This is a genomic window from Pseudoalteromonas sp. J2K-J599 (assembly GCF_059295115.2).
This window is the reverse complement of sequence record NZ_CM200272.1, coordinates 441,614-454,791: the sequence shown is the minus strand read 5'-3', so window position 1 is coordinate 454,791 and position 13,178 is coordinate 441,614. Positions and strand designations below refer to the sequence as shown.

Annotated in this window: 11 protein-coding genes; 3 read left to right on the top strand and 8 right to left on the bottom strand. The window is 37.8% G+C overall.

From position 1 onward, the window contains the following. The first annotated feature begins 121 nt into the window (after window positions 1-121). Window positions 122-1,054, top strand: coding sequence for a 23S rRNA (adenine(1618)-N(6))-methyltransferase RlmF (rlmF, locus tag AC5NT5_RS18840; protein ID WP_494513785.1), 933 nt, complete (start codon window positions 122-124; stop codon window positions 1,052-1,054). 40 nt (window positions 1,055-1,094) lie between these two features. Then, window positions 1,095-2,099, top strand: coding sequence for a low-specificity L-threonine aldolase (gene ltaE, locus AC5NT5_RS18835; protein ID WP_494513784.1), 1,005 nt, complete (start codon window positions 1,095-1,097; stop codon window positions 2,097-2,099). On the opposite strand, the gene AC5NT5_RS18830 is transcribed toward ltaE, so the two are convergent. The 8 genes from AC5NT5_RS18830 to AC5NT5_RS18795 all read right to left on the bottom strand — a co-directional run bounded on the left by AC5NT5_RS18830 (window position 2,082) and on the right by AC5NT5_RS18795 (window position 11,999). Continuing rightward, window positions 2,082-2,666, bottom strand: coding sequence for a thymidine kinase (locus tag AC5NT5_RS18830; RefSeq protein WP_154902930.1), 585 nt, complete (start codon window positions 2,664-2,666; stop codon window positions 2,082-2,084). The two genes, ltaE and AC5NT5_RS18830, sit on opposite strands and share 18 nt — an antisense overlap. A gap of 93 nt (window positions 2,667-2,759) precedes the next feature. After that, window positions 2,760-3,554, bottom strand: coding sequence for an amino acid ABC transporter substrate-binding protein (locus tag AC5NT5_RS18825; protein WP_494513783.1), 795 nt, complete (start codon window positions 3,552-3,554; stop codon window positions 2,760-2,762). Between the two features lie 72 nt (window positions 3,555-3,626). Further along, window positions 3,627-4,097, bottom strand: a complete 471-nt coding sequence (locus AC5NT5_RS18820; RefSeq protein ID WP_182681574.1) for a methylated-DNA--[protein]-cysteine S-methyltransferase — start codon at window positions 4,095-4,097, stop codon at window positions 3,627-3,629. Continuing rightward, a complete protein-coding gene (locus AC5NT5_RS18815; protein WP_182673634.1) occupies window positions 4,097-5,449 on the bottom strand; it encodes a DNA-3-methyladenine glycosylase 2 family protein in 1,353 nt (450 codons plus the stop codon). Before AC5NT5_RS18815 ends, AC5NT5_RS18820 begins: the two co-directional genes overlap by 1 nt. Before the next feature lie 74 nt (window positions 5,450-5,523). Further along, the gene (locus AC5NT5_RS18810) at window positions 5,524-6,132 is read right to left on the bottom strand and encodes a superoxide dismutase (protein WP_494513782.1); all 609 of its coding nucleotides are present in this window, start codon (window positions 6,130-6,132) and stop codon (window positions 5,524-5,526) included. A 22-nt stretch (window positions 6,133-6,154) separates the two neighbouring features. Next, window positions 6,155-6,661, bottom strand: a complete 507-nt coding sequence (locus tag AC5NT5_RS18805) for a DUF2753 family protein (protein ID WP_494513781.1) — start codon at window positions 6,659-6,661, stop codon at window positions 6,155-6,157. A gap of 79 nt (window positions 6,662-6,740) precedes the next feature. Further along, window positions 6,741-7,223: a GNAT family N-acetyltransferase gene (locus AC5NT5_RS18800; protein WP_002958990.1), complete on the bottom strand. Its 483-nt coding sequence runs from the start codon at window positions 7,221-7,223 to the stop codon at window positions 6,741-6,743. Between the two features lie 12 nt (window positions 7,224-7,235). After that, window positions 7,236-11,999 carry a PAS domain-containing protein gene (locus AC5NT5_RS18795; RefSeq protein WP_494513780.1) on the bottom strand — a complete coding sequence of 1,588 codons (4,764 nt, stop codon included), beginning with the start codon at window positions 11,997-11,999 and terminating at the stop codon, window positions 7,236-7,238. A gap of 251 nt (window positions 12,000-12,250) precedes the next feature. Here AC5NT5_RS18795 and AC5NT5_RS18790 point away from each other — a divergent pair, with 251 nt between their 5' ends. After that, window positions 12,251-13,129, top strand: a complete 879-nt coding sequence (locus AC5NT5_RS18790) for a cation diffusion facilitator family transporter (protein WP_494513779.1) — start codon at window positions 12,251-12,253, stop codon at window positions 13,127-13,129. Window positions 13,130-13,178: the final 49 nt, after the last annotated feature.

The window sequence follows — 13,178 nt, the reverse complement described above, 5'->3', positions numbered from 1 at the left end:
CCTTTTTATTATCTTCAACTCATCCTACCAGTAATATTAAATATACCAAAGGAAATGTCTGCACTTTACTCATCAGCATTTGTTACAATCACCACATCATATCTGTTGTTAAAATGAAGCCATGAAAGAAAATAAAGCACGTTCAAAATTACACCCTCGTAACCTACATAAAAATGGGTACGACTTCGATTTATTAACAACAGAGCATCCTGCTCTACTGCCCTTTGTTATAACCACACCTGCAGGGACTAAAAGTATTGATTTTAGTGATAACAAGGCTGTTAAAACACTTAACCAAGCTCTTTTAAAAGCACATTATAATATTGATTTTTGGGATATTCCCGAGCACAACTTATGCCCGCCTATACCTGGGCGTGTTGACTACATTCACTACTTGGCCGACCTATTAAGTGATGATAACCAACAACAAATACCTTTAGGTAAGCAAATTAAAGTACTTGATATTGGTACTGGTGCTAATTTAGTTTATCCGCTTACTGGTACAAGTGAATATAATTGGCATTTTACCGGGACTGATATTGATACAGCCTCAGTAAAAATAGCAAAGCAAATTGCTCAGTTTAATGGTTTAAAAATAAGCCTAAAACAACAAAAAAACGCATCACATATTTTTAAAGGCGTTATAAATCAAAAAGATCTATACCATTTAACGCTCTGTAACCCTCCGTTTCATGCAAGTGAAGAAGAGGCAGGTAAAGGCAGTGAACGTAAATGGAAAAACCTAGGAAAAACACCCAGTAGCACGCTTAACTTTGGTGGCCATAATAATGAATTGTGGTGTGAAGGCGGTGAAGTACAGTTTATCTCTAATATGATTAAAGAAAGCGAAGACTTTGCAGAGCAAGTACTGTGGTTTACATCGTTAGTCTCTAAAAAGGATAATATTGCAGCCCTTGAAGAAGTATTAAAAGCTCACCCAATAGCACAGTATAAAATTGTTGATATGGCACAAGGTCAAAAAATTAGCCGCTTTATTGCATGGACCTACTTTGATAAAGACACTCGTGAGCAAATTTGTAGCGAGCTTGATTAATACCAATTTTATTAAAAATAATAAAAAGGATAAGGCAATCATGATAGATTTTCGCTCTGATACAGTTACAAAACCAACAAAAGAAATGCGCGACATTATGTACAACGCACCGGTTGGTGACGATGTATATGGTGATGATGAAAGCGTTAACCAACTAGAAGCCTATGCGTGTAAGCGTTTTAATTTTGAAGCCGCACTTTATTGTAGCTCAGGCACACAAGCCAACTTACTTGCGTTAATGGCGCACTGTGAGCGAGGTGACGAATACATTTGTGGCCAAAATGCTCACAATTATAAGTTTGAGGGTGGCGGCGCTGCTGTTTTAGGGTCTGTGCAACCACAGCCTATTGAAAACGATGCTGATGGCAGCATCCCCTTTAGTAAAATAGCGGCGGCTATAAAACCAGACGATTGCCATTTTGCAAAAACGCGATTGCTCAGCTTAGAAAATACCATTGGCGGAAAAATACTCCCGCTTGAGTACTTAGCCCAAGCACGTGACTTTGTTAATACGCATAGTTTAGCGCTGCACTTAGACGGCGCACGTGCTTTTAATGCCGCTGTTGAGCTAAAAGTTGATATCACTGAAATTACAAAACACTTTGACTCAGTTTCTTTATGTTTATCTAAAGGTTTAGGTGCGCCCGTAGGCTCTTTATTATTAGGCTCACCAGCATTTATTAATAAAGCAAGACGATGGAGAAAAGTACTTGGTGGCGGTATGCGCCAAGCCGGAATGCTTGCAGCTGCCGGGCAGTTTGCACTTGAGCACAATGTAGAGCGCTTAAAATACGATCATGAAAATGCACGTTATTTGGCTCAACAATTAAGTGAAATCAGTGGTTTTACTGTCGATATGACTAACACCACTAATATGGTTTACGCAACATACAGTAGCAGTATAAATATTGAAGATATTGCTGAAGCGCTTAAACAACAAGGCATATTATTTAGCCCAAGCAAGCAGCTTAGGCTAGTTACGCATTTAGATATAACCCGCGAAGATATTGATACATTTTTAAATGCTTTATCGGCCCATATTTAACGCGGCTTTATAATGTTTGCGGCATACCGAAACATATCGGTCATTGCCGCCAATTTCTACTTGGTTACCATCGGCTATTGCTTCGCCATTTTCATCGGTACGCAGTACATGGTTAGCTTTACGCCCGCAGTGGCAAACAGTTTTAAGCTCAACTAACTTATCAGCCCACGCAAGCAAATATTGCGACCCTATAAATAGCTCGCCTCTAAAGTCGTTACGCAGGCCATAACACAATACCGGTATACCGAGCTCGTCAACCACATCGGTTAATTGCATTACTTGTTCTTTTGATAAAAATTGGCACTCGTCAACTAACACACAATGGCGCTTTTTATCATTATTGAGTGATTGAATAAGATCAAAAACATCTTTACTAGCATCAAATACATGCGCATCAGCTTGCAAACCAATACGAGAAGATACTTTACCCACGCCTTGTCTATCATCAATGGCAGCAGTCAGGATCACAGGTTCCATGCCACGTTCTTTATAATTAAATGCAGATTGTAATAACGTGGTTGATTTACCTGCATTCATTGCAGAGTAGTAAAAGTATAATTGAGCCATTGTGGTGCCATTTTATAAAAAGTGCGCTTATGCTACCTTAATATTAAATTAATACCAATTTACAAACGCGAATTTTATTTTGTCAGGGCCTGTTTATTGAAGTGCTTGTAAGTATTTAATATACACAGGTGCACTTTCAAATTTTGATAACCACTGCCACATTTGCAAGCTTAGAGCATTATTTTCTTCGTAGAATTTTTTTGAAAATACAAGGTAACCATGGCTGGTTTCGTAAGGGGGATAAATAGGTTTAACATTATTACCCTCATACGGATAACTCGACACTTTTAAGCCATCTACTTGGCATAGATCAACGCTCGCTTGCACTACCCCCTTATCTAGCAACTCAAAAGCTTTGCTTTTAGAAAACGTATTATGAATAAAAAATGGTTCTTCTTTTAACGCGCTATTTAGCCCATAACCATTAGGAATAGCTATCGTAAATGCTTTATTTTGAAATACTTCACGAGTCTCCCATTCCTTATGAAATTTATAACGCCCTATAAGGCAGCTGCCAAATTCACTTACTGCGTAGTCATCTTGTAACTTACCTTGCTCATCAACAGGGTAAACAGCAACGTTTTCTCGCCCTTTGCGGTAACTTGCAATAACAGCATTAACTCGATTAAATTCTAAATCGTTTAAGCATCTACGCCATGGCTTTCTAACAAATGATATTGCTACATTGGGCAATGCTAAATCAAGTTTTTGAAGTATTTCGATTGATGCACCGGGTTTATCCGTTGGCGTATTTCGCCCTTCACCTAAAAACATAGGAGCTATATTTTTGTCTTCGTAACAAAATATGAGACTCTGCGGTTTGCTAAATGCAGTAGCGGTAAACATTAAACTGGCAATAAAAAAGTACACTAAGCTATTAATACGCATAATAATTTTTATTAGTTAGTTATTTAAATTATAGGTTGAGTTAAGCAGACTGACTATATTTTATCAAATAATTTACATTAATCCTTCGTGTTTCAGCAACCACAGTTTCCTATCAAGCCCACCAGCATAGCCCGTTAACTTTGCATTTGCGCCAATGATTCGGTGACACGGCACAATAATACTAATCGGGTTTTTACCATTCGCAGCGCCTACCGCTCTCACCGCTTTTGGGTTATTGAGTTGGTTTGCAATATAGCCGTATGTTTGTGACTGTCCAAAAGGTACTGTTAATAGTGCTTGCCATACACTTTGCTGAAATACTGTACCGGTTGTATCAAGTGGTACATCAAACATAGTGCGTTTTTTTGCAAAGTACTCATTTAACTGCGCTGCGCAAATAAGCACCGCCTTGTTAGTAACTTGCTCAAATGGCGTATAAGAGTATTCAACTGGTGGATAAAAACCAACGTAACTCACACCTTTATCAGTCGCTTGAATAATTATGTCGTCTATAGGGCTCGAAATTGATGTTTGAATGATCATTATAATTGCTGCCAAAGTTGAAACGTTAAGTAAGAGCGAAAGGGAGCGCAATTAGCAGGCTCAAAAGGGTTTGCCGCCGCTTGAGCTTTTTTAACACCTAAGTCGCCATCAAGTAATATATCGGGTTGGCTTTGTCCTCGCAGCTTTGCATAATTTACTGTCCAAGGACCAATTCCCTTTAAGCTAAGCCATTCGTCTAAATCGTCATTTTCAAGATTTAGTGCACAAAACTGGGCTAAGTTGTGTAGCGCATTTTTGCGTGCTTGTGGCATTTTAAAAAATGCAAAATCACTATTAGCAACAATTTTAGCCGTAGGAAAATAAACGGCAGCGCCCTCTTTTTCGCCTAATTCATCAACTAACTTTGTTACTAAATTATGCGCCGCAGTAACACTCACTTGTTGCCCAAGTACAGCTCTTATACCGGCTTCAAAACTTGACCAAATCCCCGGAAGTCTGAGCCCTTCACACACTGTAAACGCATTGTTTATATTGGCGCTTAAATGCGTTTCAATTAAATTAATATCGGCATCTAAATCAAGCACACGGCGTATATTATTTATAACAGGTTGTAAGTACGCCGTATTGTCTATATTGATAGATACACTAAAGTGGTTTTTATTAGCTATAAATTCAGCGTTAAAGCTTCCTTTATATTTATCACTTGCAAAAGTACGCCCGTAGCTCGTTTGTGTTATCCACTCCATTGGTTTTATCAAGCGCCTTTGTAAAAAGCCCTGCAAAGCAGGCCAATTATAAGGCGGCCTAAATGGTAGGGTTAAAATGAGTGTTGACGTTGGCTTTTTATCGCCACTGCGCAGCTTCGAGGGAGCTATATTTAACTGCTGTAAAAATGCATCATTAAAGCGCCTAATGCTTTTAAAGCCTGCGGAAAACGCTATTTCGGTAAGGGGTAAATGTGTTTCTTGAATCAGTTTTTTAGCAAAGTGGCATTGGTTAAATAATCGATATTGCGTAATCGACACGCCAAAATACTGCTTAAACAACTGCCTTAAATAACGACTACTTATACCTAAACGAGCTGCTAATTTTTCGCAGTCGTGCTCGTCATTTTGATCTATTAACTGTTTTGCTCTTAGTGCAGTCGTTTTTGTACCCTGCCATGCTGCGCTGCCAGGGGCACTATCGGGCCTGCAACGAATACAGGGCCTAAAACCATCTTGCGCCGCGTTATGGGCAAACTGATAATAAGCAACGTTTTTTTCGTGAGCCGTTGGTGCAGGGCAAATTGGTCTGCAATATATACCGGTACTTTTTACCGCTACGTAAAAAAGCCCGTCAAAACGAGGATCGCGACTCTGACGTGCTTTTTGCCAATGTAAAGTGTCCATAAACGGCTCTATAAATTAACCTAATAGAGCCTAGCTTATACAAAAAAACTCACATTACTAGCCATATTCGGCACTCAACTTACTGCGGCTAGGTAGCGTTTTTCAACTTCAGTCCAATTAATTACATTATAAAAAGCAGCAATATAGTCAGGACGCTTATTTTGATACTTCAAATAGTAGGCATGCTCCCATACATCAAGCCCCAAAATAGGGGTATTTCCCTGCATTAAAGGGCAATCTTGATTAGCACTATTTTCTACAATCAACTTTTTATCTGGGGTCACACATAGCCACGCCCAACCACTGCCAAATTGACTAATTGCAGCAGTAAATTGGTCTTTAAACTTATCAAAACAGCCAAACTGTTCATTTATTGCCTGAGCTACACTACCTTCAGGTTCACCTCCTCCTTGCGGGCACATTACTTGCCAAAATAAGCTGTGATTAAAATGCCCTCCTACATGCTCTTGTACTGCTTTTTGTAAATCACTAGGCAGGCTGTTTATTACCTTAAGTAATTTTTCAGCATTTGCGGTTGCATAAACAGTATCTGCTAAAGCAGCATTGGCTTTATTAATATACGTTTGATGATGCAATGTGTGGTGAATATGCATTGTTTTACCATCAATATGAGGCTCAAGCGCATCGTACTCATAGTTAAGTGCAGGCAAAGTAAAAGCCATAAATACTCCTTTTTCTTTTAAATTAGTGCAGTTGATTGTTTGTAGTGCTCTGTGAGCATAAGCAAAAATTCACTTGCTCTATTAGCTCAGGTAAAAAATGATAGCGTCTTGCAAATGATACAAGTTCAGAGGACGTTTTAGTGTAATGATGCTTACTCACTTTTTGTATATCGTAATGAGTATGCTTAATTAGCGAACAGAGTGTTAAGTGTACTTCGCATAGCCATTTGCATGCATTTCCAGGCTGTTGCAAAGCTATATAGGTATCAGCTAAATTATGCGACGCAACAACAAGTGCGGGTATGCAATGCTCAATAGCATGGATGACATTGTTATTAATCTGAGCATATAAAAACTGCTGAAGAAGATGATCTGCAAGTGTTTTAGCTAATAAGTATTTATCGCGGGCTTCGAGAAGTGCACCTTGTTCAAATGCATAATTACCTTGCATTATATTCGACTGCCAAGGGCTTAATGCTTGATCAAGACAAAGTAAATCTGAGTTGGATTGTTTTTGATTTGAGATCATATAATCATCTGCACGTTTATTTATGGGCGTGTAGTTAACTTACACACCCACAAACCTAAATGCAAATGATTTTCATTAACTATTTAGCAAAGTCTAGTAATTCCTGCCCCGTTAAGCGATATATAATCCATTCGTTTTGCGGCTTTGCACCAATGCTATTGTAAAAATCGATAGCGGGTTTATTCCAATCAAGCACTACCCATTCAAAACGACCACAGTCATTACTAATCGCCTTATTAGCTAAGTGCTTCATAATGGCTTTACCTGCACCATTGCCACGGCTATCTGGGCTTACGTATAAATCTTCAAGGTATAGGCCATTTTTACCTAACCATGTAGAGTAATTATAAAAATAGACCGCAAAACCAATTGGCTCATCACCTTCTAAACAAATTATGCTGTGCGCAGTAGCACCATCGCTGAACAGCGTATCTAAAATAGCCTGCTCGTCTGTTTTTACTGCATCCGGTTCTTTTTCATATATGGCAAGTTCGGTAATAAAGTGCAAAATTGTTTTTGCATCACTTGGTTTTGCATCACGTATTATAACGGGTTGGCTCATTGTATTTTTACCTTAAATATACTGCTCTAATTTATCTTTTAAAATATCTAATTGAATCGGTTTGCTCAAGTAGTCATCCATTCCAGCGGTTATACAACGCTCTTTATCAGAGTCCATTGCGTTAGCCGTAATAGCAATGATCCTAATGTTTTTGTGTTGTATACCCGCCATACCTTTACGTATAGCTGCAGTTGCAGCAAAGCCATCCATAACAGGCATCTGGCAATCCATAAGAACGAGCTTAAAGAAACCAGAATCGTGAGACTCCAATATATCTATCGCTAATTGACCATTTTCGGCAATTGTAACGTCACAATTAAGCTTTTTGAGCATTAATGTAGCCACTTGCCGATTAATTGGATTATCTTCTACAAGTAATATTTGGGTAGGTTCCTGCACCTTTTCTTTTTTAAGAGAGGAAATATAGCCTGAAGTAACAAGTGGGAGTGTCTCATCTGAATCATTACTTGTTATGACTGACAGTGCAGAAATTAAATCGGCAGTGGTTACAGGTTTGGGGAAATATGCCTGAAAGCCTGCATTAGAATAGCGCTGCGCACCTTCCATACCAGCAATACTGGTCATCATTACAAGTGGCATTGATTTATAATGTTCATGTGCTTTTAGTGCTTTACACAGCTCTATACCATCCATTCCTGGCATTTGCATATCAAGCACTGCAATATCATACATACAATTGTTACTTTTATACTGCTGCGCGCACATATCAAGAGCTTCGCGTGCGTCACATGCAAGCGCAACCTTAGCGCCCCAGTGCTCAAGCTGCTGTGAAATTACAATTCGATTTGTCTCGTTATCATCAACAACCAAAACGGTTAGCTCTTCCATATTAATATTAGGAATATAACGTTCTTTTTGATCTCCCGGAGTCAGCATTATAGTGGCAGTAAAAGTACTCCCTTTACCGGCTTCGCTAGTGAGAGAGATAGCTCCCCCCATTAGTTCACAAAGCTGCTTACAAATAGCCAGCCCTAAGCCACTGCCTCCATATTCACGCGTTGTTGATGCATCGACTTGAGAGAAAGGGGTAAATAATTGCTCTTGTTTTTCTAAACTAATTCCTATGCCTGAGTCCTTTATACTTACAACAAACTCTATACCTTGAGCTACTTTATTAATTTTCGCGCTTACAACAACCTCGCCTTGACTCGTAAACTTAACGGCGTTGCTTAATAAATTAGTAATAACTTGGCGAATGCGCCCAGGATCGCCGCATAACTGCGAAGGCTCTAGCGCTACCAGATCCAAAATAATTTCAATACCTTTGTCTTGAGCTGTAAATGCTTGTGCGGCAGCAACTTCACCAATTAAATCACGTCCATTAAAGTTAATCTCTTCAAGCTCGATTTTACCTGCTTCAGCTTTAGAGAAATCTAAAATATCATTAATTACACCCAATAAAGAATGTGCACTTTTTTTGGCTATATCTACTTTTGTTTCTATTGGTTTAGATAACGACTCTAATTGAACAAGCTCTAGCATACCGAGTACGCCATTCATTGGCGTTCTAATTTCATGGCTCATGGTTGCTAAAAATTGGCTCTTAGCAATGGCTGCATCTTCAGCTTTTACAAGTGCTACTTTTAGCTCCTCACTAATTACTTTTCGTTTTTGAGAAACTAAAGTGCTTCCCACTAAAGTAGCTAATGAGCGAAGATACGTTTCTTCACTTTGCGTCCAGTTGTGATGCTCGCCTACTGTTTCAGCGCACAAAATACCTAAATTACCATCGCCTGTTGCAATTACAGCATCAAGCATCGATTTAATATTTAGTGGTGTTACATATACTTTAATAAAATCAACAGTTGCTGAGTGAGTATAAACATCATCAATAGCCACTAAATTATGTTTATAAATAGCATTAAAATAAGCTGGGTAGTCTTTAGCAGTTAAAATAGCGTCGGTATCTACAAACCCTTGACCATTTATATATAAGCAATGACACGTCATCACATCTCGTTTTTCGTTAAAGATCCATATCGAAGCTCGTGTAACATTTAGCACTTCACACATAGATTTAACGGCTAGCTTTTTAACCTGTTCTACATCACTATTTTGCACCTCAGGTGCGACTGTAAGCGCGGCTAAATTTTTGTTATAACGATTTGCTTTTTCGCTCTCAAGTTCAAGTCGTTTATGTGCATCAATACTTTGAAATGAACCAAACACACGTACACATTTACCGTCTTTAAGCTCAGCTTGGCCCATCGATTTAACCCAACGCTCTTGCCCAGAATAGGTCAAAATAATAAGCTCTACACTCCAGCTTTCACCTAAAGTCACTGCGCACTCAAATAAGGTACTTATAGTATCTCGGTGTATGCCTGGTTTATAAAAGTTAATAGCGGTATCTATGCTCGGTTCAAAGTCCTCTGGTACTTCGTGAATAACTTTAACTTCATCAGACCAATAAAGTGTATGCGCATCTAAGTCCATCTCCCATGCGCCAATCTGCCCTTGCTTACTCATTGATTCAAGTAGGCTTTGCTGACGATTTATTTTTAACTGTGTATTGTAACGCTCTGTAATATCAAAAATAAATCCATCTAAATACAATATGCTGCCATCATCTGCGTAAATGGCTTGGCCTTTTTCATTTACCCAATGTAAGGAGCCATCGCGGGCTGTAATCCTATACTCAACAGACCATGACTGCTTAGCGCTAACACAACGTAGAATTTCATCTTTTATTTTTTTAGAATCGTCTTCGTATATCAAATCAAAAAAGCTGGGGGGTTCATCATGTATCAACTCATCAGGTGAATAACCTGTTATTCCACTCGCTTGCTCGCTCATATAAAGCATGCTTAATTTATTATCAAACTTACATCGATAAATAATGCCAGGGATATTTGATACCAAAGATGCAAACCTATCGCGGCTTCCTTGTAGCTCAAGCTCTGTAGATTTTCGTTCTGATATATCTAAATGCGTACCTATCATACGTTTTGGAGAGCCATCGGTATTCCACTCAACTACTTTTGCAGTATCGAGTACCCATATCCAATGTCCATTTTTATGCTTCATGCGGGCTTCACTAACAAAATAGTCAGTCTCACCGGCAAAGTGCTCTTGAAGTTTTTTATTTGATATCACTAAGTCGTCTGGGTGAGCATATGTATACCAAGTATCTATAGTACAAGGCTCAATCTCACTGAGTTTGTAACCTATTATCTCGGCCCAGCGGTTATTAAACGTCACTTTATTAGTATCAATATACCAATCCCAAATACCCACGGCTGTTGAGTCTATTACTAGCTGTAACTGTGTTTTGTGTTGCTCAAGCTCTAGCTCTTGTACTTTCAGGGCTGTAATGTCATTACGAATAGCAATATAGTTTTGCGGTTTTCCATTTTCATCTAAAAATGGTGCAATTGTCGTATCTACCCAATATATGCAACCATGCTTAGCTTTATTGCATATTTGCCCGTTCCATATATCACCACGTTTAAGCGTTTTATACATATTTTTAAAAAATGCTTTTTCGTGTTTTCCTGAATTTAAAAGGCGATGGTTTTGACCTATTAATTCGTGTTCATCGTAGCCACTAATCTCACAAAATTTCTTATTTACAAAAGTGATGGTGCCATGCAAATCAGTTACAGCAACAATAGCGTGTTCATCTAATGCACTTTTTTGCTCGGCTAATTGTTTTAATGCAATTTGAAGTGCAGAGCGTTGCTTTTGTAATATACTTTGTTGCTCTTCTTTTACGGCTACTAAATTACGTAAACCCAATGAAAGCTGGTTAAACTCAATACTGTCGTTTATTACAGGGACTTTTACCTTGTCTCCTTTTGTAATACTTTCAACAATTTTAGCTAAGTTAATTAAAGGTCTAAAAAGTCGACGCCCAAACCACCACGATGACGTTAATATAAGCAGTAATGCCCCCGCATTTGTTAATAAAGCAAGCTGTTTATAAAAATTAGCACCTTGTAGTGCAACTTCTTTTGGTTTTGTTACAAGTAACTGCCATCCAGATTCATTTAAAAACTCTAGAGAATCAATATACCCGTATAAAGTCTCTTCATTTTTATTACTGTAAGAAAAGACACGTTGCGTTGGAGAGCCGTTTTGAGAGAAAAATAATGGTTGAGAATCTTCTGAATTATTATTTTTTTGAATTTTATTATTATGCATAACATAAAATGTTATGTCTTTATTTGCAGCGTGTATTTTACTTAGATTATTTAATAAGCCGTTTAAATTTATATCTGCGAGCAATATGGCTTGTAGCTTATTTTCGGTATTTACTAACGGTAAGCCAATAATATGATACTCACGCCCTGAGACTGTCATTGACTGAAATTGGAGTTTACCTGTATTTTTAATACCAGAGAGTATGTTATTAAAACGTTGATCTTTAATAATATTAAAAAAGGGAGATGAAGATAGTGATTTAACGAGGTTTACATCAATAAGTTCTACATTATTAACAAAGTCGTACTGCTCAACAAATTGCGCTATTAATTGTTGTTTTTTAGTCGGGCTAATATCAAACTGCGCCCTAAGCAAATATAGATCCTTAACATGCTCTGCAAACCAAATATCAGCAAATTGCTTACCTATATTATTAAGCTCGTTAAGTTCAGCGTCTGCATTTTGCTTAAGCGTGCTATTTACATGTCCAAGGCTAAACCAAGTAAGTATACAAAGTGGCCCTAAGGCTATAATTATAAAGGTTATAATTAACTTACTTCGAACAGACTGTCCTTTACCTGTTAATTCACCAAAGTTTAAACCTTTGTGCATGCTTAATATCCAGCAACTTATAATCATTTAATATTACTTACATTAATGCACTAAATATATAAAGACGCAAGTTTTGAGCGGTAAACTCCTTAAAAAATGGATGTTTAGCGTTACAATATTAAATTCACACTTTTTAAAATATACGCCTTTATTACTAACTTATAATTAGATTTATTGACGCTACCACATCTGTAGCGGTTTTAAACCAGCCATGATATAAGCAATATTCAATTAATACATTTGAGGTCATTATGGCGCACGATCACTCACATAGTCATGTAGACGAAAACCAGAGCGATAAACAGCTAACCGTCGCTGTGGTTATTAATGTATTGCTAACCGTAGCCCAAGTTATTGGCGGGGTATTTTCGGGCAGTTTGTCACTTATAGCCGATGCACTTCATAATTTAAGTGATGCTGCCGCTATATTTATCGCGCTCGTTGCACGTAAAATTGGTAATAAACCTGCTGACACCACTCATCATTTTGGCTATAAACGCGCTGAAATACTTGCCACACTTTTTAATAGCAGTACATTGATATTAATTGGTGTGTATTTAATTTTTGAAGCCATTTCGAGCTATTTAAGCCCTCAACCAATTAATGGTTGGATAGTTGTGTGGGTGGCAGCAATAGCATTGATTATTGATTTAGCAACCGCATATTTAACCTACCGAGCTGGCGCAAATCACAGTATAAATATAAAAGCGGCCTTTATTCATAACGTATCAGATGCAATGGCATCTATTGTTGTTATTATTGCGGGCACCTTAATTATTTTATACCAGTGGTATATCGTTGACTTAATTGCCACTGTGCTTATTTCTCTTTATGTAATTTATCATGGCATTTTACTATTAAAGCAAAGCTGCAAAATTTTAATGCAAGCAGCGCCTAGCAATATTGATACAGATGCAATATCACATGCTATTAGTAATGAATTTAATATCGAATCGGTAATGAGCATCAAGCTTTGGCAACTAGACGATAAAGAAAATTATTGCGAGCTTATTATTAGCACTCAGCACGTAATTGATTTAGCCGCAGTTAAAAGTTTTTTACACAACAATTTTAATATCGAAAATTGCATAATAGAAATCCGACCAATCGCGAATAAAAGCCTAATTTAATGTTCTTAATAACAAGCTAAACCAAATACATAACTATTTAATTGAAAAC

What these genes read in the sequence shown, in the direction of transcription:
- rlmF (WP_494513785.1), top strand. Translation starts at nt 122, where the DNA reads ATGAAAGAAAATAAAGCACGTTCAAAATTACACCCTCGTAACCTACAT.
- ltaE (WP_494513784.1), top strand. Translation starts at nt 1,095, where the DNA reads ATGATAGATTTTCGCTCTGATACAGTTACAAAACCAACAAAAGAAATG.
- AC5NT5_RS18830 (WP_154902930.1), bottom strand. Translation starts at nt 2,666, where the DNA reads ATGGCTCAATTATACTTTTACTACTCTGCAATGAATGCAGGTAAATCA.
- AC5NT5_RS18825 (WP_494513783.1), bottom strand. Translation starts at nt 3,554, where the DNA reads ATGCGTATTAATAGCTTAGTGTACTTTTTTATTGCCAGTTTAATGTTT.
- AC5NT5_RS18820 (WP_182681574.1), bottom strand. Translation starts at nt 4,097, where the DNA reads ATGATCATTCAAACATCAATTTCGAGCCCTATAGACGACATAATTATT.
- AC5NT5_RS18815 (WP_182673634.1), bottom strand. Translation starts at nt 5,449, where the DNA reads ATGGACACTTTACATTGGCAAAAAGCACGTCAGAGTCGCGATCCTCGT.
- AC5NT5_RS18810 (WP_494513782.1), bottom strand. Translation starts at nt 6,132, where the DNA reads ATGGCTTTTACTTTGCCTGCACTTAACTATGAGTACGATGCGCTTGAG.
- AC5NT5_RS18805 (WP_494513781.1), bottom strand. Translation starts at nt 6,661, where the DNA reads ATGATCTCAAATCAAAAACAATCCAACTCAGATTTACTTTGTCTTGAT.
- AC5NT5_RS18800 (WP_002958990.1), bottom strand. Translation starts at nt 7,223, where the DNA reads ATGAGCCAACCCGTTATAATACGTGATGCAAAACCAAGTGATGCAAAA.
- AC5NT5_RS18795 (WP_494513780.1), bottom strand. Translation starts at nt 11,999, where the DNA reads ATGCACAAAGGTTTAAACTTTGGTGAATTAACAGGTAAAGGACAGTCT.
- AC5NT5_RS18790 (WP_494513779.1), top strand. Translation starts at nt 12,251, where the DNA reads ATGGCGCACGATCACTCACATAGTCATGTAGACGAAAACCAGAGCGAT.